Raw genomic sequence first — 25,736 nt, forward strand, 5'->3', positions numbered from 1 at the left:
ATCTTATCCTCTATTCTCTTGAATGATACTTTCTATCTGTTCTTTTGTATTTTGCGCTGTAATTATAGCTATATTATCAGAAATATTGCTTATTTCTTCCGTGACCAGGTCACTATCCGTAAAGACGATATCATAGTCACCGGAAGCCAATTCTGCTTGTAGATTATTGAGATCATCAAGCACTGCATACCCATGTCCTAGATTCTCCAGTACCTGTTTGAGCACTCTCCCTTCAAGCAGGAATTTTTTGGCGATGAGAATCTTTTTCTCGCTCTCAACCAAGTCCACAGCAGGCATCTCTACCGTTTCTTCTTCATTGATCGTGATCTCTTCACTCTCTGTAACGGCTATTTCTACCGGTTTTTTCTCGGTAGCAGCTTTATGCGACAAGAACTTGTTCAGAATATAGAGCAACTCTTCTGTCTCGATCGGTTTGGTGATATACTCATCCATCCCTTCTGCGAGGAATCTCTCTCTATCCCCTTTCAGTGCATTGGCTGTCAGTGCAACGATAGGAATGTGCGCCTCTTCTTCATCCTCTTCAAAGTCAAGGATCTCATGTGTCGCTTCGATACCATCCATTACCGGCATTTGAATATCCATAAAGATAAGGTCATAATCGCCTGATCTACGTTTCTCAAAGGACTCTAGACCGTTATTTGCGATATCAACGGTAATACCATGCTCCTGAAGGATACGTGTAATCAGTTTCTGGTTAATGATGTTGTCTTCAGTGACCAATACACTGGCATCAAAGTATGTCTCCTGCTTCTCTACAGCCTCTTCGATGATCTGAGGTTTTGTCTCTGCAGTTGCACTCAGGAGCTCTTGTACTTTGGTGACAGTCACAGGTTTGTAGATCACATTCTCTTGTGGAATTCCAAGCTCTTCCACTTTATTTCTGCTTGTCACACTTGCTACGATAATCAGTTTGGATTTATCGATATTATGAAGTGCATCAAGAATGTTTTGTTTCGCTTTATCGATATCAACCCAGAAAGAAGAACACTGATCACTGTCAATCAACTCTTTGAGGTCTCCTACCGACTCAAACTTTTTAATGGTATTGCCGAAATAGTTAAAGTATTTTTCAAAGTATGTATCAAGCTTCGTTGGAATATCCTGCTCATACTTCCCGATGGTGACATCAGTGAATGCGTTGGCATAGTTTGCTTCTGTAGAGGCTACCTCTTCCAATGGTATTGTAAAGAAGAATGTCGTTCCTTTGTCTTTTGCACTCTCAAGTTGAAGTTCTCCACCCATGAGTTCAACGAATTGGCTGGAGATCGTTAGACCAAGACCTGTACCACCGTATTTTCTTGTAACTGAAACATCCGCTTGTGAGAAGGCATCAAAGATACGTGACTGTTGATCTTTTGTCATACCGATACCGTTGTCTGAGACACTGAACATAATGTTCGATTCACCTTCGTTGCTCTCTACGTTTCTGATCTCTACATTGATCTCTCCGCCGTAGCTGGTAAACTTGATGGCATTTGAAAGGAGGTTAATAACAATCTCTTTGATCTTTGTCGGGTCACCTTTCAGCTTCTTGGAGATGGTAGGATCCATAAAGAAGTTGAGATCGATATTCTTTTCTGCAGCACCGACGGCATAGGTCTCTACCGCACTTTCAAACTCTTCAGCCGCATCAAATACGATGTTTTCAATCTCAATCTTATTACTTTCAATTTTTGAAAGGTCAAGAATGTTGTTGATAATACTGAGAAGGTTTTCTGAACTCTTGTCGATAATGTTAAGGAACTCTCTCTGTTCTGCATTAAGGTCGGTACTTCTGAGGATCTCTGTAAATCCAACAATACCATTGAGCGGTGTACGGATCTCATGGGACATGTTTGCTAGGAAAAGAGATTTTGCTTCATTTGCCTGCAGTGCTGTAAGTTTATCCTCTTTTGCAGTTTCAACCAGTGTATCAAGGAAGTGATAAGCCTCTTTGGTACCTTCATGCGTATCGAGGTCGATGTTTTCGATCGCTGCAATATCCGAAGAGAGATACTGCTCACTGCTCTTCATCTCATTTACTGCTTTATTGAGGACATCTTCAAGCTCTTCGATGTTTCTCGAAAGGTCTCTTGTCGTTGTATACGCAAGATAGGCAAGAAGAAGACTCAGGAAAAGAATGACGGATGCAATCGTAAGAAGCTGGATCTGTCTCTCCAGGTAGGCTTCACTCTTCTGCCAGAGTGTGTTAGAGATAAGAAGTTCCGCTTTGGAAAGAAGTGTGATCTTTTTTGTCTGAAGTGCGAACCAATCCATCGGTTCTTCAGCATAATCCCCGTTATCGACATCTGTTTGAACTGCTGAAGAAGTTTCGGCTAGCTCTGCCAGCATCTCAACGGCTAAAGGACTATTGATGAGTTTTTTCAATTCTGTACGAAGTTGGGCATCGGTTACATGGTCAATATCAAAAAGGTTTGCTTTGGTCTTGAAATCATCCCAAAGTGCTATCTCCTCAAATGACATGGACAATCTTCTCTCCATAAAGTATGCAACATAATCTCTCTCAAGACCTGCGTTCTCTTTGGAGATATAGAGTTGTGAAAGTGACGAGATAAGTGAGGTGATCTCTGTATCAAGTGCAAAGTTGTTTACTTTTAGCAGTGTATTGAGCGTCGGGCCGGTAAGTTTATCTGTAAACTCATCGGAGAAAACTATTTTAAAGTCAGGGTTGCTGCTCTCAACAATCTTTCTGATCTCAGTAATTCCTTTAAGGTTTTTACTCATCTGGGTATAGTTCATCAGATCTACTGAAAGATCTTTATTGATCAATCCTGCAATAAACGGGAGGTATGCATTGTCATTGGAGATCGGTTCCAGTTTCAGTCCTGCAATCGCCTGATCTGTCTTTATTCTCTGTTTATCCAGAACCTCTTTGAAATCCTTCTGTTCACTACCCAGGTAAAGAGATGACAAACCACGTTCTTTCCCAAGCTGTCCAAGCAAGCTATCGAGTTTGGCATTGTTACTCAGTGTCAGCTTCAATGCATTTGCCTTTTCAAAGTTGGCATATGAAGTGATAAAGAAGTAACTAGCCAGTAAAAGTAGTAGGGTGATTGGTACCAGTCCAAGCAGTTTTAGTCTGTTACGTATTGTCATGTTCTTTCCTTTATTTAGATGTCAATTCCATTTGTTTTTCAAATGCAATGAAGTGTGCCCAGTAGCTTTTGATCAAAGCCTCAAGTTTACTGCTATCCTCGCAGAACTGTATCTCGTACAATGTATCTGCAAGCGGGTTGATACGAAGGTTGCTGGAAGCCCCTTTTAACAGGTGTCCGATCTTTTGGACTCTGTCCAAGTCACCTTGCTTGTAGGCCTCAAGCATATTTTCTGTTTCTGTCCGTGCCTGTTCAATAAAGTCATGAACAAATTCATCGATCAGCTCTACAGGAAGGCTGAGCTCTTCTGCAGCTTCTTCAAGGCGGAAGTCAAAGTGTATAGGTCTTACATCACTAAGATCGATCGTACCGAAACTTCCTTCCGGAAGCACTTCTTCTCCAGATGTTTCTTCTAGCTCCATCTCCGGCGCAACGAGCATCTCTTCTGCTGCCTCGGGTTCCAGAGAAAGATCTTCTTTCTCTGCTGCTTCAGCTACGCTACCGGTAGACGGCTGGGTGGTGACCCTTGCAAGCAGAGTGTAAAAATTTTCTACAGATGTACCGCGCTCTTCTACTGTAGTCTCATCGATCGCTTTGGCAGCATTGGAAAGCTCTGGAAGGTGGAGGACTTCTGAAAGCTGTACCAAGGTTTTTACTGCTGAGGATTGTGCTTCTTCATTGTCGCTGTTCAGATCTTTTTCCAGAGCAATCGCAGTATCGATAAACTCGTTCAGGAAAGTGTTGTACTCATCAGGGGTAATACCGATTGTTTCACTCACATGCGCAATATCGATATAGATAGGTTCTGTTGTTTTTTCAGCTTCCTCTGCAGCTTCTTCTGGCGCAGCAGTTTCGAGGGTAGGTACTTCTATCCCTTCTTCCTCTATAATGCCGATCGGTTCAAAATCAACAGCTTCCTCAACTGTTTCAGGTTTTTCTTCACCGATAGTGATCTCTTCTTCATGTTCCTTGAGAAAATCTTCATCAAGTATAGAGATAATATCCGCGTCTGCACCTGTATCTTTACTCTCTGCAATTGCGATAGGCTCTTCTTCTGGTTCACCGAATGTAATAGGTTCCTCTTCCGTCTCAAGTATGCTCATTTCATCTGCGAAAGAACTACTCTCAAGCTCTGATTCTTCTGAAAGTTCAGCGCTTGTTAAAACATTGAGTGTCAGTTCACCCAACATACTGGAGAGCGATGAACTTTTCAGGTCAAAGGTGTAGTGCTCACCATTCTCCTCAGAGACGATGGTTAGATTGTCTGAACCCAGAGAGGTAAAGGAGAGTTCTCCCTTGATCACCTTTTGATACAACTCCTCAACGCTTTGAAGGCCGATCAGATCAAGCAGTGCTTTATCTGCAGCCACCACTTGATTAGTTTGATTGGTTATGTAGTACATATCTGAATAACTCCTTTAATTGTTTTCTTTTTCGAGTAGATCTTTGTAGAGAGGGATTACTTCATTGATCTCAGTTTGTGAGGCAGGTCTTCTTGCGGCTGTATATCCTATGATTTCACCATTTTTTTCTATCGGAGTGATATGTGAATAGACCCAATAGTATCTGCCGTCTTTCCGTAGATTTTTTACGATACCGGTCCACTCTTTACCGCTTTTTATTGTGTCCCACAGCTCCTGAAATGCAGCCTTTGGCATATCGGGGTGCCTTACCATATTATGGTTTTTACCTATCAATTCACCACGTGAATAGTTGGCAATTTCACAGAACTTTCTATTTGCATAGGTGATGATCCCCTTCAAGTCAGTCGAACTGACAATCAAACCTTCCTCAAATTTGAATTCTTCATCAATTGGTTCGGGTCTCTGCATATTTTACTCCTTGTTCAGATGAAATAAAAATTTTTTTATCGATATTTACAGACAGCTACCAACCAGTAAATTAAAAAAATTGTTATTCAAACTTTATAACAATTAAACTAAAAACGGATTGAAAAACGCCTTTTTAGTAAAAAATATTAAGATTTACGTTTGTTTATAGAGTTGATAAACTCTTTTTTATATCTAATGCTCATCTTTAAGGGTTTGTATGGCTTTTGCTACCTGATGATTGGTCACCTGAATCAGCTCTTCAAATGAAGCATTTTGAATCGACTCAAATGTCCCAAAATAATCAATCAGCTTTTTGAGCGTTGCTTTCCCGATCCCTTTCTGATTCAGTAGTGAGACCTGTATATCCTCTTTGCGTTTTTTGTTTTGATGGTAGGTGATCGCATAACGATGGGCTTCATCTCTCTGTCTTTGTATCCAGTGCAGGCGTTCGTCACTGGGCTTAAGCTCCATAACGCCCCCATCGGTATAGAGAAGGTCTCTGGAGGACCCTTTGGCACGGTGTGCCTTGGCATCGAGTTTCTCTTTGGCGATTGCGATAACATCGAGGTTGACTCCTGCCTCACTTAAGAGTTTTTTGGCAAGATTGAGGTTGGCCTGACCTCCATCCAGGATCCACAGGTCCGGGGCTGACTCCTCAGAAAACCTATCGATACGACGGCTCAGCAGTTCTTTCATTTGACCATACTCATCCCTGGCATGCAGTTCATAACGGCGGTAGCTGCTTTTATCCCACTCTCCTTCGTTCCAGACGACCATGCCTCCCACTGTTGCAGCGCCCATCATATGGGAGTTGTCAAATGTTTCCACACGGTAGGGAATGGCTGAAAGGTCAAGCAGGTCAGCGACTTTTTGTTCAATGATATTTTTCTCTTTGGGTTTTCTCAGTAGCTCATCACAGTTTTGTAGTGCCAGTTCCATAAGCTTTTTCTTGGGACCTCTTTGGGGAGTAGCGATCTCGATCTTTTGACCAAAGCGTTTGGAGAGCGTGTGAGCCACCTGGTCTGCATCCTCAAAGGAGTGGGCGGTCAGTATCTGTCTGCTGACATGGGGTGCATCAACACTGTAAAATTCCAGCAGGGCCTGTTTGTAGGCTTCATTCTCATCGTAGATATGGGTGTGCCTGAAGTAACTGTGCGAAGAGGAGATCACTTTTCCCTCCCGCATGAAAAGCTTGACGATCACGCCTCTCTCGTCACCGCTCTTGATCGCAAAGACATCCAGGTCGACACGGTTTGCGATATCGATATTTGAGGTGAGTGTCAGTGAAGAGATAGCCTGGATCATATCCCTCATTTTGGCTGCTTCTTCAAAACGTTCATTCATCGCCAGATCCGTCATCTTCCCGGTGAGAATATCCAGCAGTTTTTTACGTTTGGTGATCGAGGTTTTGACCTCGCTGATCATTTCAGCGTATGCTTTGGGTGTGACCTTCCCCTCACATGGCCCCAGGCATTTCTTGATCTGGTAAAAGAGACAGACTTTTCCCTCTCTGAGACAGGATTTCTTCTGTACCAGGGGATAGACCTCATAGATCGCATCAAGGAGTGCTCTCCCGCCTGTGGGGAAAGGTCCGTAGTAGGTGACCTCCTTGCCTTTGACCACTTTTCTGGTGATCTCAAAGCGCGGGTAATCTTGGGATTCATCGATATAGATATAGGGATAGGTCTTATCATCCCTCAAAAGGATATTGAACTTGGGCTTGAGCTGTTTGATCAGAGAGTTCTCCAGTATCAGCGCATCCTCTTCACTCTCTACAATGATATACTCGAGTTTCTCTGCTTCGCCAAGCATCATCAATATACGGCTGGACTGGTCAGGATTGGGCCTGAACTGAGGGGTAAACCTCCAGTAGCTTTTTACACGGTTTTTCAGGCTTTTGGCTTTTCCCACATAAAGCAGTTTGCCCTTTTTGTCAAAATACTGGTAGACTCCCGGTGACTGAGGAAGGTTCTGTATCGTCTCTTTCACAGGTTTTTCTTTATACTGGTTTTTATCGCTTCAAACTTCTCTTGCAGTTTGGTATCTTCACTGCAGATCTCAAATTCACCCTCTGCCAGCTCATAGTAATGGGGTACCGTTGAAGTGTTCTCTGCCTGATTAGGCACTTTATGAAACCTGGAGTGAAAGATGACAACCTTGTCAGCTTGTAACATACTGCAGTTTTTCTCCATCTGTACGAATTGAGATAAAATAGCTTTCAACACTTCTTTATTATAATTGAGCTCCATTTTAAAGCCCGGGTGCTTGACAGCAATATATAACGTGTTCTGTTTGACATACACAAAAGCGATCGCTTTTTGGTACTTTTCGCTTAAAAGTCTGATATACTTTTGGTAGCACTCATGTCGCTTTAAATATCTAAATTGGGGTTGTCCTTGAAGATTAGACAAAATAGTATGCGCGTTTTTCATAGCGCGATTATAACATCTCTTTGCTGTATGGTATTGAGTGGATGCGGTCATAAAACTGATCCTGTCTACGTGCCTGATCAGACAGAGAAGACGGAGAAAGTTAATGGCTAAAAAGTATGATGTATTGATTATCGGAGCGGGGATTGCAGGCCTGTATGCAGCGATGAACCTTCCCGAATCAAAAAAAGTGTTGGTGGTTTGCAAGGATATCCCCTGGGAGTGCAATACATTTTATGCACAGGGAGGGATGACAACCGCACTTGATGAAGCAGATGTGCCATTACACGTTCAGGATACTATGGCTGCCGGTGCATACCATAACGATAAAGAAGCGGTTGAGATCCTCTCGCGTACGTCACTTCAGACTACACCTGACCTGATAGAGAGGGGCATGGAGTTTGATACCGATGCAGAAGGAAATCTGCTCTATACGAAAGAAGCAGCACACTCTACTGAGCGTATCATTCATGCAGGCGGTGATGCTACGGGGCGTTACCTGCACTACTTCATGATGGTACAGAATAAACATCAACTACAGAGAAATACACTGGTCTATGACCTCTTGATCGAAAACGGCAGATGTTATGGGGTAAAGGCGACAGTGAACTATCAGCCGACTACGATCTATGCGGATGATGTCATTATCGCTTCGGGCGGGGTAGGATCACTCTATGCGTACAATACCAATTCACGTACCGTGAGTGCAGATATCCATGGGATCTGTGTAGAAAAGGGGATAGAGCTTGCTGATATGGAGTTTATGCAGTTTCACCCTACAGTCTATGTGGAGACTCCCTATGCCAGAAAACTGCTGCTTACTGAAGCATTGAGAGGAGAGGGGGCACATGTCGTTGGAGAGAACGGAAACCGTTTTTTGTTTGACTATGATGAGCGGGGAGAGTTGGCAAGCAGAGATATCGTCGCACGCGGGATCTTTGACTATAAGAGAAAAACGGGTGAGAAAGCCTATCTCGACTTCTCCATGTTCGAGGAGAAGTGGTTCGCAAAGCGTTTCCCGAACATTACGCAAACCTTTGGAGCACTGGGATATCAGTTCCCGAAAGACCGTATCTCTATCTCTCCGGCATTCCACTACTCCAACGGTGGTATCAAGACCGATATCAACGGTGCAATCGAGGGGATAGAAGGGCTTTATGCGATCGGTGAAGCAGCACGCACCGGGGTGCATGGCGCCAACCGTCTGGCATCCAACTCGCTGCTTGAGGGGGTGGTATTTGCCAAGCGGGCCGTTGAGTATCTGCTCTCCAAGGAGAAGAAAGCCTCCCGGACACCTGTATTTGATAAAGATTACGGTAACATTCTGCACAAAGATAATGACAAACAATATAAACACCAGTTGCGTAAAGTAATGTGGGAGGATATCGGCATTATCAGAACAAAAGAGGGACTGCAGGAAGCGAAAAATCTCATCTATGATATGAAGAACAGAGAGATAGGCAGATTGTTACGATTAAGGTTAAATACTGCCTCAGCGATTGTTGAGGCGGCATTGGCACGTAAAGAGTCATTGGGATCACACTATATCGAGTCATAAGTAAGACAGAATCGATGTATAGATTTATCAATGAAGGCGGTCTAGAAATTACATTAGGAGCAGATATGGCAGCTGAAGCAGCAATGCATATGGATTTGACAACAACATGGGTGGGGATCGCATCCCTGATCATTTTTGTGGTAGGGTACTACTTTATCGCAGCAGAAGACAAGTATCACATCAATAAGGCAAAACCGGCACTTTTTGCAGGTACATTTATCTTTGTACTCATTGGGTTATACTATGCGATGAACGGCTTGGATGGTTCGCATCTACACCATGAGATCGAGATACTGATCGTCGAGATCGCGGGGATCTTCTTCTTCCTCTATGTTGCCATGACCTACATTGAGGCGATGATCGACCGTAAAGTCTTCTCTACACTGCGTTATAACCTTGTTTCCAAAGGATACGGATACAGAAAACTCTTCTGGATCACGGGTCTTTTGGCATTTTTCATCTCTCCGATTGCAGACAACCTGACCACTGCCTTGATCCTTTCAACTGTATTGATCACTATTGATGCAAAAAACAAAGAGTTTTTGGTCCCTTCCGCGATCAATATCGTCGTGGCTGCGAATGCAGGGGGTGCATGGTCACCGTTCGGTGATATTACGACGCTGATGGTATGGGTTGACGGTAGAGGTGAATTTGTAGATTTCCTTTATCTTTTCCCTGCTTCTATTCTTGGATGGTTGGTTACGGCATTTTTCCTTAGCCGTTTTGTACCGGATGATACTCCTCCCTTCCAGAGTGATGAAAAACCGGAGAAGATCGCACCGGGCGGTAAACCGATCATGGCACTTTTCGGTGTGACGATCGCTTCAGCCGTACTCTCTCACCAGGTACTGCACCTTCCTGCAATGTGGGGAATGATGTTCGGTCTGGCGATCTTGAAACTCTATATCTATGGCATGAAAAGGGAAGTGAGATATGACAGTGAGGGGGTCGAGTGTCCTCCTGTGAATGTTTTCTCGTTTATTGCAAAGATCGAGAATGATACCCTGCTTTTCTTCTTTGGTATCCTCGCTGCGGTCGGTGGTCTCCATTTCCTTGGGTTCCTGGAATATTTTACGGCACTCTACTCGCAGTTCGGTCCGACAGCAGTGAACATCGGTGTCGGTTTCCTTTCAGCTGTGGTGGATAACGTACCGGTGATGTCAGCGGTACTGAAATCTAGCCCGGATATGGGGGCGGATGCTGCAGGACATGCACAGTGGATGCTTGTGACACTGACAGCCGGAGTAGGGGGATCTCTGATCAGCTTCGGTTCAGCAGCAGGTGTCGGTGTCATGGGTAAGCTGCACGGTATCTATACCTTCGCATCACATATGAAGCTTGCCTGGACGGTACTGGTCGGATATATCGTATCTGTGTCAGTATGGTATGTTCAGTTCCAGGTACTTGGACTTCATTAATCTCTTCTCCTTTCAGGCAGTTATGCCTGAAAGATTTCTTAATTTTTAACTCTTCTTTGCTTTCAGACTCTTCTATACCTTTTTTGTGTAAAATTCCACTACGAAACTTTTAAGGAATGCATTGATGAAAAAAGAAGTACCTATCGTCGTACTCGACTTCGGTTCGCAGTATACGCAGCTAGTCGCTAGAAAACTTAGAGAGTCAGGTGTCTACACAGAGGTAGTACCATACCATGAAAGTATCGAAGATATCAAAGCACGTAAACCGCAGGGGATCATCCTCTCAGGTGGACCTGCATCTGTATATGCAGAGGATGCTTATAAACCGGATGATGCTATCTGGGATCTTGGATTGCCTATCCTTGGTATCTGTTACGGAATGCAGCTGATTACCCAGCACTTTGGTGGTGAGGTAGTCCCGGCTGATCATCACGAGTATGGTAAAGCAAGACTTCACGTTGAAAACGAGTGTCCGATCTTCAATGGTGTCACAGATAATGAAATCGTATGGATGAGTCACGGTGATAAAGCGGAAAGACTTCCTGAAGGATTTAAAGTTATCGGTACAAGTGAGAACTCTCCGTATGCAGCAATCGCTGATGAGAGTAGAAATATTTATGCATTCCAGTACCACCCTGAGGTACACCACTCGGTAGAGGGTACGCATATGCTTAAGAACTTTGCCAAGTATATCTGTGGATGTGACAGTACTTGGAATATGGGTTCATTTGCCAAAGAGAAGATCGATGATATCCGTAAGCAGGTGGGTGACAGAAAAGTGCTTTGTGGCGTAAGTGGAGGGGTTGACAGTTCAGTCGTGGCTGCACTCCTTCATGAAGCGCTCCCAAAAGAGCAGCTTGTATGTGTATTTGTCGATCAGGGGCTTCTGCGTAAGGATGAGGCAGTACAGGTACAAAATATGTTCAAAATGCTTGATATCGATCTTATCACGATCGATGCCAAAGAGGAGTTCATGTCAGCACTTGCAGGTGTAACTGATCCTGAAACCAAGCGTAAAGCTATCGGCGAAAAGTTTATCGAAGTGTTTGACAAAGAGGCATCCAAGCACCAAGATGTAAGCTTCCTGGCTCAAGGTACACTCTACACTGACGTGATCGAATCCGTATCAGTGAAAGGCCCGTCAAAGACGATCAAGTCTCACCACAATGTAGGGGGACTGCCTGACTGGATGACATTTGAGCTGGTAGAACCGCTTCGTGAGATCTTCAAGGATGAAGTACGTAAGCTTGGTCTTGAACTTGGTCTGCCAAAAGATATGATCGGACGCCATCCTTTCCCCGGACCGGGACTTGCGATTCGTGTGATGGGTGAGGTGAACGAAGAGGCATTGAGACTGCTTAGAGAGTCTGATGCGATCATGCAGGAAGAGCTAAAAGCGACAGGGTACTACGATAAAGTATGGCAGGCATTTACCGTACTGCTTAACGTACAGTCAGTCGGTGTTATGGGTGACAACAGAACCTATGACAATACCGTATGTGTCCGTATGGTAGAGTCGGTTGACGGTATGACTGCAACCTTCGCACATATCCCGCATGATATCCTGGAAGGGATGAGTAGAAGAATCATCAATGAGATCGACGGGATCAATAGAGTTGTTTACGACATAAGTAGTAAACCGCCTGCAACGATCGAGTGGGAATAGTCTTCTCTCTTATTTTACTTCATCTTTGGATGAGTGGGTTCGGTCACTTACATCTTGTAAGCTCCCTCTCCACAACATCCAAATCTAAAGCAAACTAAGAGGAAGCCTTCTTTTGGTAGCATCTTTGAAGGAGTTCGCTCAGTCACTTTCTGGCAGCAAGCTCCTTCGCAACAACCCTCAAATCTAACACCAACTGAAAAGAAACTCAATTTACCTTCCTGTTTTCTGCTAAAATACGCTTATGTCACAATCGATAAAATCCAGAAACTTTTCACTCCTTATCATTGCTATCGCTGCCATTGCTTTTGTCTATATCGTAGCCAAAGCGGCAATCATTGTAGATAAGCGTCAGATCGGTACGGGTGAGGGGATCTATACCAACTGCGTGACCACTTCACCCTATATCGAAGAGAAGGCAAGGTCGTTAGTGGAAGGGTGCCGGAGCGAGCTGTGTGAAGTGCAGCGGGTTCTTGATTATGTCACTGCCATTCCCTACCAGATAAACCATTTTCGTGCCCATAAACCGACACAGACGATAGAAAACGGATATGGCGACTGTGATGACAAGAGCAATCTGTTGATCTCACTGCTGCATGCATTGGGTAAAGAAGCCTACTTTGTTCTGGTACCCCATCATATCTTTGTGATCACTCCTCTGGACGATACCCGTATCGCGGATAAAAAGGGGGTATGGATCGATGGAAAGAAGTTCTATGTCCTGGAGAGTACAGCAAAGGGATCACGTGTCGGGTATCCGCTTGGTTATCGGGTAGAGCAGATAGAGATGATCTTTGATCCCTTTATCAACGAAGCGCTTGCCTATCAGAGGGTGAGTTACAAATAGTTAAGCCCTGATGATAGCGTTAATTCAGGTATACATTTTTGGATAGATAAAAAACTTCAGTTTGGCATTTTCCCGTTCAAACGTTTTCCATTTTTTGTCTGAGATATCAAAACCTGCAATTCCCATGGTAGGGATATTATCGATATAATCATCGATGAGCATATTGGCCACATCGGTGATCTCAGGGTTATGTCCAACGATAAATACCGAGTGACAGTTCTCCGGAATATTTTGTATCGTCTCTATCCACTGTTGCGGTTCACACATATAGAGGGTATCCAACAAAATAAGGTCATTGTCATAACCCAGTATTTCGGCAAGACCTTTTGCCGTTTTTTTTGCACGCTTGGCACTGCTGGAGATGATAAGGTCGGGTTTGATCTCCATCTCTTCCAATGCATTGCCCATTCTGACGATATTTCTCTTACCCCGTTTATTGAGACCCCTTTCAAAATCACTTTTTGAAAGGTCACTCCAATCTGATTTGGCATGTCGTATCAAGTATAATTTTTTCATAGGTTCATTATATCAGAAATAGAGAAGGTTCATACTTTAGTCATATTGACTAAAGTTTCTTTCAAAAAAACTTGAAATTGTTTGGAAAATATATTATAATCGCGAAAACTAAATCTAGATGCATAGGAGAAATAGAGATGGCTAAACATCAGTTTCAAACAGAAATCGGTCAACTGCTTCAGTTGATGACACACTCTTTGTATTCAAACAAAGAGATCTTCTTGCGGGAGCTTATTTCCAATGCGAGTGATGCGATCGACAAGTTCAACTATCTTAGACTCACAGATGAGAAATTTCAAGAGAGCGAGTGGGCCGGTAAGATATTTGTAAAGCTTGATAAAGAGGATAACTCTTTGACGATCGGGGATAACGGTATCGGTATGAATGAAGAGGACCTGATGAACCACCTCGGTACGATTGCGAAGTCAGGTACAAAGGCTTTTATGGAGTCACTTACCGGTGATGCCAAAAAAGACAGCAACCTGATCGGACAGTTCGGGGTAGGGTTCTACTCTGTATTTATGGTCTCTGACCATGTGGATGTCATCTCCAAGAAAGCAGGTGAAGAGCAGGCCTATATGTTCTCTACAGACGGTACAGGCGAGTATGAGACAAAACCGGTCACCAAAGAGGAACACGGTACGATCATCTATATCAAACTGAAAGAGGATGAGAAAGAGTTCCTTGACAAGTGGAGAACCGAAGCGGTGATCAAGAAATACTCCAACCATATCGCCTACCCTATCATGCTGAACTTCTCTGAAGAGGAGAGAGAGGGCGAGGGAGAGGATGCCGTTACCAAAACGGTACAGAAGACAGAGCAGGCCAATGCGGCAACAGCACTCTGGACACTTTCAAAGTCCGAGCTTAAAAAAGAGGACTATATCGAGTTTTATAAAACACTCAACCACGGGGATGAAGAACCGCTTACCTATCTGCATAACAAAGTAGAGGGTGCCAATGAGTTCACTACACTCTTTTATATCCCGAAAAAAGCACCGATGGATATGTATAGGGCAGATTACGAGCCGGGTGTAAAACTCTATGTAAAACGTGTCTTTATCACTGATGATGAAAAAGAGCTGCTGCCTCCGTACCTAAGATTTGTGAGAGGTGTGATCGACTCTGAAGACCTTCCGCTGAATGTTTCGCGTGAGTTGCTTCAGGAGAACCGTGTCATGGCAAATATCAAACAGAACTCGGTGAAGAAGATCCTGCAGGCGATCAAAAAGCTTGAGGGTGCAGATGCCATGACATTTGCCGAAGAGTATAACAGAGTGATCAAAGAGGGGATCTTTACGGACCATACCAATAAAGAGCTGCTTCTTGATATCGTAAGATACAAGAGTTCAGGTGAAGAGGGACTCGTATCTTTTGAGGACTATATCAGCCGTGGAGATAGTGAGAAGAAAGAGATCTACTATATTATCGGTGAGAATGAACAGGTACTGAGAAACTCTCCGCTGCTTGAAGCGTATAAAAAAGCAAATATCGAGGTACTGATCCTTGATGATAAAGAGGTGGATGAGATCGTTACACCGATGATCGGTCAGTACAAAGGGTGGACACTGAAAGATATTACTACGATCGATGCACCTGACTCCAAGAGTGAGGAGGAGAAAGAGGAGATCAGTAAAGAGTTCAAAGGATTGACCGAGAAGATCAAAGAGGTTCTTGGTGATGAGGTAAAAGAGGTGAAGATCTCAACAAGACTTACTTCAAGCCCTTCATGTGTGCTCAAAGACAGTTCTGATCCGATGGCAAGTATGGCACACATGTTTGTACAGATGGGACAGGAGATGCCTGAGATTCCTCTGATCCTTGAGATCAACCCTGACCATGAGATGATCAAGAAGCTTGATAGTCTAAGTGATGCGTCACTCTTTGCAGATATGTCATGGATCCTGCTTGACAGTGCAAAACTTGCCGAAGGCCTGGAGCCGAAGGACAAGGGTGCGTTTGCTTCACGTATCGCGGCGATCGCAGCCAAAGCACTTTAATCTCCGGTATGTTCCCCAAGATGCGGGAACATACTTTTTAACCCTCCCACATTACTAACAGTAAATTTGTTACAATACGCACAAAAAAAGGCCTCTTTTTATGCTGCATACTACCACGCTTGAACCCTCCTGGCAGAAAGCTCTCTCAGAAGAGTTTGACAAACCCTATATGAAGGAGCTGAAAGTCTTTCTTGAGGAGCAGACGGCAGAGCAAAAAGAGATATTGCCGGAAACGCCATTCTGGTTCAATGCACTCAATTCAACGCCTCTTGATCAGGTAAAGGTAGTGATACTGGGACAGGATCCCTATCCGACAGCAGGACATGCGCACGGACTTGCTTTTTCTGTGATGCCGGAGGTCAAGCCCTTGCCTAAATCACTGCAGAATATCAACCGGGAACTCTATGACGATCTGGGGATCGATAATTCGCATACGGGTTATCTGCAGCCGTGGGCCAAGCAGGGTGTTTTACTGCTCAATGACGTGTTGACCGTAGAGGCAGGCAAGTCAAATGCCCACAAGGGGAAAGGGTGGGAGATGTTTACCCGGAGCGTGATCGAAATGATCAATGAAAAGTGTGAGCATGTGGTCTTTATCCTGTGGGGAAATTATGCTCAAAAAAAGGGGGCTTCCATTGACCAGGAGAGGCACTTTGTGATCAAAAGTCCACACCCCTCACCACTTTCAGCCTACCGTGGCTTTTACGGAAGTAAGCCATTTTCGCGGACAAATGACTACTTGAGGTCCCACGGTATTTCTGAGATTGATTGGCAGATATAGTATCCGGAGGCGCAAGCCTATATCTGACTCACACTTCCATTATGCTAGAATGGTTATTGTATAGTCTGTTCGCCATAACAGAAGGGAAGGTCGGGATTGAAAGTTAAAAAGAGAGGAGGAGAAAGATAAGATGAAGATGTCTGCCCAGAAAAAAGCAACGGTTGTCTCGACTTCTGTTGCTTCACTTTTATTGGTCATTAAACTGTTGATAGGGGTTGCAAGCGGTTCGGTAGCAGTACTTGCCTCAGCGATAGATTCACTACTTGATATGCTGGTCTCTGTCCTGAACTTTTTTGCCATTAAGAAATCCGAAGAGAATCCTGATGAGGAGTATCATTACGGTAAAGGGAAAGTGCAGGCGATTGCAGCGGTCATAGAGGGGACGGTCATTACGATGTCAGGTTTCTATATCATCTACGAAGCGATGATGAAGCTCATAAAAGGTGGAGAGACGGCACTGCTTGCACCTTCATTCATCGCAATGCTTCTTTCTATCGGGCTTACCTATGGACTTGTGAAATATCTGCTCAAGATCGCCCGGGAGACGAACAGTCTGGTGATCAAAGCAGATGCACTGCATTATCAAACGGATCTCTGGTCAAACGGTGCGGTACTTTTAGCGTTGGGACTGGTATGGATCAGCGGGTATAACGAGATCGATGCGATTATCGGTTTGGCGATAGGCCTCTATATTATCTATTCTGCCTATGAGATCATTGTAGAAGGGGTAGAGATACTGCTGGATAAAGCACTGGATGGGGAGATCGTTGCTGCTATCGGTGAGATCCTCTCCAAGCATCCCCAGATCACCAGTTATCATTGGCTGCGTACAAGAAGTGACGGGACGACCAACTTTGTGGAGTTTCATATGGTACTTCGTCCCAATATGCTTCTGCTTGAAGCGCACCGTATTGCAGATGAGGTGGAAGAGAAAATGATGGAGCTTGACGAGAAAAAACGCTGGATCATCACTCCCCACTTCGACCCTTATGATGATGAAGCGATGAATGAGGCGATGCTGAACGGAACATCATTGGTAACGCACCACCACAAAGAGGATAACGCTTAGATGACAAAGCGGGATATCTATCTGCTCTCACCACTATCCGCAGAAGGGACGATCCCGTTACCTATGATCTCATTTTCTCTGCTCACAGACAAGATCGATTTTGATGCATGTGATATGGTGATGTTCACTTCCAAGCAGGCAGTGAAGAGTGCTGAAGCGATCGATTCGGAGTGGAAAAAGTATCCCACCGTCGCCATAGGTTCTGCAACCAAAAAGCAGATCGAGACCTTAGGGGGGAGAGTCATTTATTCTCCTCCCTCGTTTTATGGTGAAGTACTTAGTCAGGATATCATTACCTATTTTAAAGATAAAAAACTTCTCTATCTACGTCCCGAAAAAGTCTCATTTGATACGAAAGGGTATTTGGAGAGGGCAGGGGTAGCGGTAGAAGAACAGGTGATCTATAAAACCTCCTGTGCCGTTTATCCTAAAGAGGAAGCGCCTTCAAAAGGAGCGATCATTATCTTTACCTCACCCTCAACTATCCATTGTTTTTTTCAGAGTTTTGAGTGGGATGAAAGCTATAGTGCAGTAGTGATCGGAGAAGCAACAAAGAGACATCTCAAACCTGATATGCATTATGTTATGGCTGATGAACCATTGATTCGATCCTGTATAGCTAAAGCAAGAAGTTTACTGTAGTAGTAGAGTGGTGCATCGTGGGTAAAAACCTACTTTTACACTAAATTTGCTATAATAATATTAACCTAGATGGTTCGACCACTGTATTTGGGGTCCAACATTAAATCTTAGTGGGACAGGTAGCAGTTTGGTGTGCAGGTATTTTCGTCTGAGTAGGGTTTCCCCTGCGAGAAATTGCCTCCTAAAGAACTGCTCTCTCCTACACCGTTGGCTTTTTAGGGCCGACTCACACAGAACGGCCATCCGGGTCTCGTTAGGGATGACTCTTATGCTCATGGAGCTTTTCAAATGTTTGGATGAATAGAGATCATTCGCCTCAAAGATTTGAAAAACTTCCTAAGCATAATGGGTATCACTGATGGGTATTTACAATTTCAAAAAAATTACTTTTCGGAGAAGATATGGACGTATTGATCATAGGTAGCGGTGGTAGAGAGTACTCTATTGGCCTGGCACTGAGCAAAGATGAGAATGTAGAGAAGATCTACTTTGCACCGGGTAACGGTGCTACAGATGAGCTGGGAGAGAACCTTTCTATCAGTGATTTCAATGCGTTGGCAGACTTTGTAGAGAAGAACAGGGTGGAACTTACGATCGTTGGACCTGAAGCACCGCTGGTAGACGGTATCGTAGATGTATTTAAAGCGCGTGATCTTACTATCTTCGGTCCGAGCGCAAAAGCGGCGCAGCTCGAGGGTTCAAAGATCTTTATGAAGAATTTCCTTGCACGTCATGGTGTGCCTACCGCAAAATATATAGAGACCGATTCACTTCAGGATGCCTATGATTTTATCAACACGATGACGGCTCCTATCGTTGTAAAAGCGGATGGACTCTGTGGCGGTAAAGGGGTCATTATTGCCCAGAGCCTTGATGAGGCCAAAAAGGCTGCAGGAGAGATGCTCAGCGGTAACTCTTTTGGTGATGCAGGGACATCGATCGTAGTGGAAGAGTTCCTTGACGGGTATGAGCTTTCAGTTTTTGCTATCTGTGACGGGAAAGATTATGTCGTACTTCCTGCTGCACAGGATCATAAAAGACTGCTTAACAATGATGAAGGGCCGAATACCGGTGGTATGGGTGCGTATGCGCCGACACCGCTTGTCAATGATGATATCTATGCAAAGCTTGATGACCGGGTGATCAAACCGACCCTCAAAGGAATGCAGGAAGAGGGAATGCCGTTTACGGGTGTTCTCTTTATCGGTGTGATGGTGGTTAACGGTGATCCGATCATCCTGGAGTACAATGTACGTTTCGGTGACCCGGAGTGTGAGGAGCTGATGCCGCTTCTTAAGTCTCCTGCCAGCGAGCTTTTCTACAAGGCAGCAATAGGTGACTTGGCCAATGCAAAGATCGAATTCCATGACAAGTATGCTGTAGGTGTGGTGATGGCCAGCAAGGATTATCCATATAAGAGCTCTGAGCCTGCCGAGATCATCATCGATGATATCTATCATGAAGAGATCAATGAGAATGCACACATCTCTTTTGCCGGGGTAAGCCGGGGTGAAGACGGCAAGCTCTATGCGACAGGCGGCAGGGTACTTGTCTGTGTCGGAATCGGAGAGAGTATCAAAGAGGCACAGCAAAGAGCCTATATGCTTGTAGGACAGGTACACTTTGCCGGTAAGCAGTGCCGTACGGATATTGCATACCAGGCACTGTAGGAGAGGTTATGGATGAGCAAAACTCTCTCTCTATTGCTACACCACAAAAGAGAGTAGTCTCATTTGTGATCGATGACATCATCGTTTCACTCTTTTTTATGGTCATTTTTTATGATCAGATGATGGCAGTGTTGCAAGCCGTTCCGGTAGAACAGCAATCCCAGTCAGCACTGCTTCTGGAGGCTATGAACCAGTTTGTTTCAGCCAATATCGTATGGCTTTTGACGCTGAAAGTACTCTACCATACGGTGCTTGTATGGCAAAACGGTATGACACTTGGGAAGTATATGATGAAGATCAGGGTGATCTCCCTGGAAAATTATGAAAAACCTTCATTTATGACGGCACTTTACCGTGGAGTGCTTCGTATTCCAAGTGAACTTGTTTTCTATCTTGGGTTCCTGATGGCATTTTTTGTCCCGTTGAGACAAACCTTCCATGACAAATTTTCAAACTGTGTTGTAGTTGATGCGTAAATATTTACCGTGTTTTCTGCTGTCTGTGGTGCTGGGAGGAGAGATACTCTATGCGAACCCAGCGTCACAGAAGATAGAGGTACTGACCAGAGAGATGGAGAGTACCAAGGAGACTGTACATGCAAGCGGCGGTGTACTGGTCTACTTTAAAGACTCGGCAATCAAAGCGAAATCTGCCACCTATGATAGAAAGACCAACCTGTTGATACTGGATGGTGATATCGAGATGATCTCTCATGAGGGGAGCAAGCAAAAAAGCAAACATCTGGAGATTAACACACAAAACAGCGAAGTAGTGTTTGATGACCTTTTTCTGATAGATAAAAATGATGTATGGCTTATGTCGGACACAGCCCAGAAAAAAGAGGGAAATTATACACTTGGCAGCAGTATGATCTCAAGCTGTGATATCAATGATCCGTTATGGAAAATACATTTTGAGCGTTCTCAATACGACAGCAATACAAGCGAGATGAAAGTCTATGATGCCAAAGTGTACTTTTTGGATACACCTATACTCTATACCCCTTATCTCTCTTTCAATACAGACAGAAAGCGCAGTTCCGGACTCCTGTTCCCCCTTTTCGGTTATACAGGAGATGAGGGCTTTCTCTACGAACAACCTGTATTTTGGGCTATCTCTCCGAGTATGGATATGGAGTTTAATCCTCAGATCAGAACAGACAGAAGTGTAGGAATCTACAGTACATTCCGTTTTGTTGATTCCGCTTACTCTTCGGGAAAGATACGGGCTGGATACTTCCTGGACAGTAAGGAGTATCAAGAAAGAGAAGAGAATAAAGATAGAGAACATTATGGTTTTGAGCTCTACTATGATGCTTCACAGTTCCTGTCAAACAGTTCGCTTCAGGGGTGGAATGACGGTCTCTATATCAATGCTATACTTTTAAATGATATTGATTATATCAACCTGCAAAAAACTAAATTTACCAGTTTTGGCCGTAATCCTCTACAAGAATCAAGAGTGAACTATTTTGTCTCTAATGAGGATTTTTATACAGGTATCAATACGAAATATTTTATTGATACGAGGGAAGAGAATAATGATCATACCCTTCAGGTACTTCCCTCTGTACAGTTGCATAAATATCTGGACCATATCATATGGGATAATCTTACCTATAGTGTGGATATGCATCTCAATAATTTCGATAGAAAAAAAAGCATTACCCTGAAACAGCTTGATACGAAGATACCATTGGAGTATACGGCCTCTTTTTTTGATGACTACCTGAATCTGTCACTGGGTGAAGAGTTCTACTACAGTAAGTTCTTCTTTGGCAACGGTGAGTTTACCGTTGATCAATTTGAATACTACAGTAATATCCATAAAGCAAAACTCTTTACTGATCTGACAAAAAAATACGATCGTTTTATCCATGTGCTGCAACCGGCCTTGGAATATATCAAACCGGGGAATGAACAACAGGATCCCGTAGATTTTGATCAGCTTGAAGAGGATCAAAAAGAGTTGTTTGCCGTTGGGTTGCCAGAAGAGCATTATGCACTGACCCTAAGTCAATATTTTTACGATGAAGCGATGCATTTAACGTTCTTTCAGCGTCTTTCCCAACAATATTATCTCAATCGAAGCTATAAGCTCGGAGATATAAGTAACGAGATGCAGTATAACTGGAAGAGTTGGCAGTTTTATACCGATATCGTCTATTCGTATGAGTTTAATAAAGTACGTGAATCGTCCAACCGTATATCGCTTACAGGGCAAGCGTATAATTTTACATTGGGGCACACCTATAAGCAAAAACTGCCTGATGACAAGACTGTTTTTATTCCGGCCAATGATATCAACTTTAATTTTAACTACCAGGTGACACCTAAAGTAAAGATTCATGGCGGTTTATCCTATGATATAGATGAAGGTTCAAGTACACAGTGGAGAATAGGAGGCAACTATGCCGTTGAGTGTTGGTCAATGGAATTGTCGGTACTTCAGGATATTACACCGCTGCCTACAGGTTCAAGAGAAGAGACCAGTCTGGGTGTACAGTTTAATTTTATCCCATTTGCAACGATAGGGGCAAGGTAAGAAGAGATGTTAAGTCCTATTGAAGAGATAGAAACAGCGTTGGAGACACTGGGGTTACCCAAACTGATCACCAAGACGGATATCAAAAAGCAGTACCGTTTTCTTGCACAAAAACACCATCCCGACAAAGGGGGAGATGCATCGAAAATGGAACAGATCAATCGCTCCTATAAGTTATTGATGAAGTATATAGAGGATTTTCGTTATACTTTTGATGAGGATGAGATCAAAAAACAGTATCCGGGAGTAGACTATGTCCAACGATTTAGACCTTGATTGTTTCTATTTTAGTGATCGTCAGAATGCTGCAGAACAATTGATAGATACATTGCCTACGGAATTGCTTCGCAGTAATGAAACAGTTGTGATAGGGATCAGTGAAGGAGGGGTGTACTTTGCGGATAAGGTTGCGACAGCGCTGAATGCACAGATGGATATTTTGCTTACAGAAGCCATTAGTGCACCCAACAACCCCGCATTACCGATTGCAATGATCTCTGAGACAGAAGAGGTGGTGATGCATAAAGCCTTGATCGATGCCTTTGATATCTCTGTGGATTTTGTCTATGCAGAGGCAAGTCGTAAATATGACGAAGAGGTACTCTCTTATGTCTATAAGTATCGAAAAGGAAAAGACCTCGTCTCCTTGAAAGGGAAGTATGTCCTGTTAGTGGATGAGTGTATCGAAACAGGCCTTACGATGATGGTCGCACTGAAGTCGACCATCGCAAGAGAGGCAAAAAATATCTATATCGCAACGCCTATTTTGGATCAGTCTGTGTATGAAAATCTGATCGCAGTATGTGACGGAGTCTTTTGCCCTCATAAGATTCAAGATTATATTTCGATAGAATACTATTTTCAAAACTTTGAGAAACCGACTTTTGATGAGATTGCGTGGATGGTAGAACGTCAAGAGAAAAAAAAGAAAATCCAACCAGATGAGAGTAAAGGAAAATAATTTATGGAAGCAACAGTGCTAGAGCTCAATATCAACAACTTAGAAGAGAAATACGAATTTAACAAAGTAGCTAAACAGGCTTCAGGTGCAGTACTATACCGACAGGGGAAAGCCGTTCTTCTGGCAACTGTTGCTATCGATGAAACACCTGTAGATGAGGATTTCCTTCCTATGACGGTGCAGTATATCGAAAAGAGTTATGCCGCAGCAAAGATACCGGGCGGCTTTATCAAAAGAGAAACAAAACCCGGTGATTTTGAGACACTTACATCCCGTATTATTGACAGATCTCTTCGTCCGCTTTTCCCCAAAGGATTCCGTTATCCGGTAGTTATCACCGTGACCGTTTTGAGCAGTGACAGCGAAGTAGATATGCAGGTGGCGGCTTTACATGCTGCATCTGCCGCGCTTTTTGTATCAGATACACCGGTTTCACAAGCCGTTGCAGCAGTCCGTTTATCGAAGATAGACGGAGAAATAGTCGTCAACCCGACACTCTCAGAGCAGGCAGAGAGTACACTAGATCTCTTTGTTGTCGGTTCAGGTGAAGATGTCTTGATGATAGAGATGCGTACTGTTGCGCAAGAGATCATTGATGATGTGGTTGCTCCTACGATGGCAGAAGTACCATTGATACTTGAACATCACGAATGTAATGAGTTGGATGAGGATGCACTGCTTGAAGCAATCGAGGTGGCACAAAAAGCGATTTCGAAGGCTTCTGAAGCATACGAAGATGTCTTTGCACCGGTAAGCAGAGAAGCACTTGTATTGGAGCTGTTTGATACAAAAGTGGACAGTGAACTCTATGACTATATCGCAGCAAATTACAAAGAGGCCGTGGAAGAAGCCGTACAGTCTATGGCAAAAAGTGAAAGAAGTACGGCACTCAAGAAGGTACGTGCAGCGATCATGGAAGCGAAAGCGGCAGAGGGTGTAGTACTGGAGAAGGAATTGGTAAGCAATGTACTAGAATCCTACAAGAGAACTATCGTGAGAGCATTGATCCTGGATAAAAATATCCGTGCAGACGGTAGAGCGCTTGATGAGGTGCGCCCTATTGATATCGAGACCAATATCCTGCCTTCTGTGCATGGTTCATGTCTCTTTACAAGAGGACAAACACAGGCACTTGTGAGCGCAACACTGGGGACGGATAAAGATGCACAGATGTATGAACTCATCACTGAAAAAAGTTCACTTTCAGAGTCCTTTATGGTGCACTATAACTTCCCTGGATACTCAGTAGGTGAAGCGAAACCTGCAAGTGCGCCGGGAAGACGTGAACTAGGTCACGGTAATCTTGCTAAACGTGCACTGGAGCCTACCATTGATATCCGCAGAGAGGGTACTATCAGATTAGTCTCTGAGATACTTGAGAGTAACGGTTCCTCCTCTATGGCTACTGTATGTGGAGGTTCATTGGCACTAAGAGCAGCGGGAGTAGAGACACAAAAGCTTGTTGCGGGTGTGGCGATGGGACTTGTCACTGAGGGTGAGAAGTATGCCGTTCTGACTGATATTATGGGCCTTGAAGACCATGATGGTGATATGGATTTCAAGATCACGGGAACACGTGACGGAGTTACTGCGATGCAGATGGATATCAAACTGGGTGGGTTAGAGTTCCACATTCTCAAAGATGCACTGGCACAAGCAAAAAAAGGACGTTTACATATCTTGGCGCTTATGGAAAAAGCAGAAGAGGAGATGAAACCAAGCGAGGCACTCCCAACCATTGAGCATTTTACGATTGACCCAAGCCGTATCGTTGATATCATAGGTAAAGCAGGAGCAACGATCCGTGAGATCATTGAAAAATTTGATGTAAGCATTGACCTGGACAGAGAGGTCGGTGGTGTAAAAGTCAGCGGTGAGGATGACAGCAAAGTAGCCGCTGCCAGAGACCATATTGAAACAATTGCATCAAAACCTGTACCGAAACAGATGCAGTACGAGATCAACAAACAATACACAGGTAAGATCAAAAAGATCGTAGACTTTGGTATGTTCGTCGAGATGCCTGACGGTTTCGATGCGCTGCTTCATATCTCCAAAGTCTCGAAAGGGCGAGTAGATAACCTGGCAGAGCGTTACAATGAGGGTGATCCGATCGAAGTGGTGGTACTGGAGCAAAAAGGCAAAAAAGTAGAGCTCGCTACACCGGAATATTTGGGATAGCGAAGCAAAGTATAATCTACTTTTAGATAAAATTACGCCGTTATTACGAAGTGATAAGTAGGGAAACAGTTTGCATTTATGTGGCTGTTGGCAGTAGAGATACTGTTTACGCTAGCCGAACGGACTTTGGAAGACAGTCGTAGAGACTTAAAATCAACCAAATTTTGAAGGAATTATAATGAAAAAGATTTTTGTACTTTTCATGGCACTTGGTGCAGCTGCATTCGCAGGTGAAGGTGAATCTATGATCCAAGCTTACTCAGTAGTAGCTGCTGGTGTTGGTCTTGGTCTTGCTGCTCTTGGTGGTGCTATCGGTATGGGTCACACTGCTGCTGCAACAATCGCTGGTACAGCTAGAAACCCAGGTCTTGGTGGTAAACTAATGACTACAATGTTCATTGCTCTTGCGATGATCGAAGCACAAGTTATCTATACACTTGTTATTGCACTTATCGCTCTTTACGCTAACCCATTCCTATAATAGGAATTTTAAGCAATCTTTAAGTTTC

Annotated in this window: 21 protein-coding genes; 15 read left to right on the forward strand and 6 right to left on the reverse strand. The window is 43.8% G+C overall.

All coding sequences use genetic code 11. The annotated features are described in order from the left end of the window. Positions 1-3: 3 nt before the first annotated feature. From AC4JOV_RS02465 to AC4JOV_RS02485, 5 genes are all read right to left on the reverse strand, one after another. Positions 4-3,117 carry a hybrid sensor histidine kinase/response regulator gene (locus AC4JOV_RS02465; protein WP_229936703.1) on the reverse strand — a complete coding sequence of 1,038 codons (3,114 nt, stop codon included), beginning with the start codon at positions 3,115-3,117 and terminating at the stop codon, positions 4-6. A 10-nt stretch (positions 3,118-3,127) separates the two neighbouring features. After that, positions 3,128-4,519: an Hpt domain-containing protein gene (locus AC4JOV_RS02470; protein WP_229936702.1), complete on the reverse strand. Its 1,392-nt coding sequence runs from the start codon at positions 4,517-4,519 to the stop codon at positions 3,128-3,130. 15 nt (positions 4,520-4,534) lie between these two features. After that, positions 4,535-4,948, reverse strand: a complete 414-nt coding sequence (locus AC4JOV_RS02475; protein WP_229936701.1) for a PAS domain-containing protein — start codon at positions 4,946-4,948, stop codon at positions 4,535-4,537. Positions 4,949-5,140: 192 nt separating this feature from the next. Beyond that, entirely contained in the window at positions 5,141-6,937 is a 1,797-nt protein-coding gene (gene uvrC, locus AC4JOV_RS02480) for an excinuclease ABC subunit UvrC (RefSeq protein WP_229936700.1), read from the reverse strand. Next, positions 6,934-7,380 (reverse strand): DciA family protein, encoded by a 447-nt coding sequence (locus tag AC4JOV_RS02485; RefSeq protein ID WP_491522174.1) that lies wholly within the window; start codon positions 7,378-7,380, stop codon positions 6,934-6,936. Before AC4JOV_RS02485 ends, uvrC begins: the two co-directional genes overlap by 4 nt. Before the next feature lie 103 nt (positions 7,381-7,483). On the opposite strand from AC4JOV_RS02485, the gene nadB reads away from it, so the two are divergent. From nadB to AC4JOV_RS02505, 4 genes are all read left to right on the forward strand, one after another. Continuing rightward, on the forward strand, positions 7,484-8,935 hold the full coding sequence (gene nadB, locus AC4JOV_RS02490) for an L-aspartate oxidase (protein ID WP_229936698.1): 1,452 nt from the start codon (positions 7,484-7,486) through the stop codon (positions 8,933-8,935). A 65-nt stretch (positions 8,936-9,000) separates the two neighbouring features. Further along, on the forward strand, positions 9,001-10,353 hold the full coding sequence (gene nhaD, locus AC4JOV_RS02495) for a sodium:proton antiporter NhaD (RefSeq protein WP_229936697.1): 1,353 nt from the start codon (positions 9,001-9,003) through the stop codon (positions 10,351-10,353). A 124-nt stretch (positions 10,354-10,477) separates the two neighbouring features. Continuing rightward, entirely contained in the window at positions 10,478-12,019 is a 1,542-nt protein-coding gene (gene guaA, locus AC4JOV_RS02500) for a glutamine-hydrolyzing GMP synthase (protein ID WP_229936696.1), read from the forward strand. Positions 12,020-12,260: 241 nt separating this feature from the next. Continuing rightward, positions 12,261-12,863 carry a transglutaminase-like domain-containing protein gene (locus tag AC4JOV_RS02505; protein WP_229936695.1) on the forward strand — a complete coding sequence of 201 codons (603 nt, stop codon included), beginning with the start codon at positions 12,261-12,263 and terminating at the stop codon, positions 12,861-12,863. A gap of 24 nt (positions 12,864-12,887) precedes the next feature. Here the strand turns inward: AC4JOV_RS02505 and AC4JOV_RS02510 are convergent, their stop codons facing one another. Beyond that, positions 12,888-13,379, reverse strand: coding sequence for a SixA phosphatase family protein (locus AC4JOV_RS02510; protein WP_229936694.1), 492 nt, complete (start codon positions 13,377-13,379; stop codon positions 12,888-12,890). 137 nt (positions 13,380-13,516) lie between these two features. Between AC4JOV_RS02510 and htpG the strand changes: the two genes are divergently transcribed. The 11 genes from htpG to AC4JOV_RS02565 all read left to right on the forward strand — a co-directional run bounded on the left by htpG (position 13,517) and on the right by AC4JOV_RS02565 (position 25,708). Next, a complete protein-coding gene (htpG, locus tag AC4JOV_RS02515; RefSeq protein ID WP_229936693.1) occupies positions 13,517-15,379 on the forward strand; it encodes a molecular chaperone HtpG in 1,863 nt (620 codons plus the stop codon). 100 nt (positions 15,380-15,479) lie between these two features. Continuing rightward, positions 15,480-16,160: a uracil-DNA glycosylase gene (gene ung / locus AC4JOV_RS02520; RefSeq protein WP_229936692.1), complete on the forward strand. Its 681-nt coding sequence runs from the start codon at positions 15,480-15,482 to the stop codon at positions 16,158-16,160. 130 nt (positions 16,161-16,290) lie between these two features. Beyond that, a complete protein-coding gene (locus tag AC4JOV_RS02525; RefSeq protein ID WP_318532948.1) occupies positions 16,291-17,229 on the forward strand; it encodes a cation diffusion facilitator family transporter in 939 nt (312 codons plus the stop codon). Further along, positions 17,230-17,871, forward strand: a complete 642-nt coding sequence (locus tag AC4JOV_RS02530; RefSeq protein WP_229936691.1) for a uroporphyrinogen-III synthase — start codon at positions 17,230-17,232, stop codon at positions 17,869-17,871. It abuts the gene before it with no gap. A 401-nt stretch (positions 17,872-18,272) separates the two neighbouring features. Further along, positions 18,273-19,541, forward strand: coding sequence for a phosphoribosylamine--glycine ligase (gene purD / locus AC4JOV_RS02535; RefSeq protein WP_229936690.1), 1,269 nt, complete (start codon positions 18,273-18,275; stop codon positions 19,539-19,541). Between the two features lie 8 nt (positions 19,542-19,549). Then, a complete protein-coding gene (locus tag AC4JOV_RS02540; protein WP_229936689.1) occupies positions 19,550-20,017 on the forward strand; it encodes an RDD family protein in 468 nt (155 codons plus the stop codon). Next, complete coding sequence (locus AC4JOV_RS02545) at positions 20,010-22,085, forward strand: LPS-assembly protein LptD (protein WP_229936688.1); 2,076 nt, start codon at positions 20,010-20,012, stop codon at positions 22,083-22,085. Before AC4JOV_RS02540 ends, AC4JOV_RS02545 begins: the two co-directional genes overlap by 8 nt. 6 nt (positions 22,086-22,091) lie before the next feature. Then, positions 22,092-22,361 carry a DnaJ domain-containing protein gene (locus tag AC4JOV_RS02550; RefSeq protein WP_229936687.1) on the forward strand — a complete coding sequence of 90 codons (270 nt, stop codon included), beginning with the start codon at positions 22,092-22,094 and terminating at the stop codon, positions 22,359-22,361. Further along, entirely contained in the window at positions 22,339-23,046 is a 708-nt protein-coding gene (locus AC4JOV_RS02555; RefSeq protein ID WP_229936686.1) for a phosphoribosyltransferase, read from the forward strand. Before AC4JOV_RS02550 ends, AC4JOV_RS02555 begins: the two co-directional genes overlap by 23 nt. A gap of 3 nt (positions 23,047-23,049) precedes the next feature. Next, entirely contained in the window at positions 23,050-25,227 is a 2,178-nt protein-coding gene (locus tag AC4JOV_RS02560) for a polyribonucleotide nucleotidyltransferase (RefSeq protein ID WP_229936685.1), read from the forward strand. 178 nt (positions 25,228-25,405) lie between these two features. After that, a complete protein-coding gene (locus AC4JOV_RS02565) occupies positions 25,406-25,708 on the forward strand; it encodes a F0F1 ATP synthase subunit C (protein WP_229936684.1) in 303 nt (100 codons plus the stop codon). Positions 25,709-25,736 lie beyond the last annotated feature (28 nt).

Source organism: Sulfurovum sp. MH2-6 (assembly GCF_058374785.1).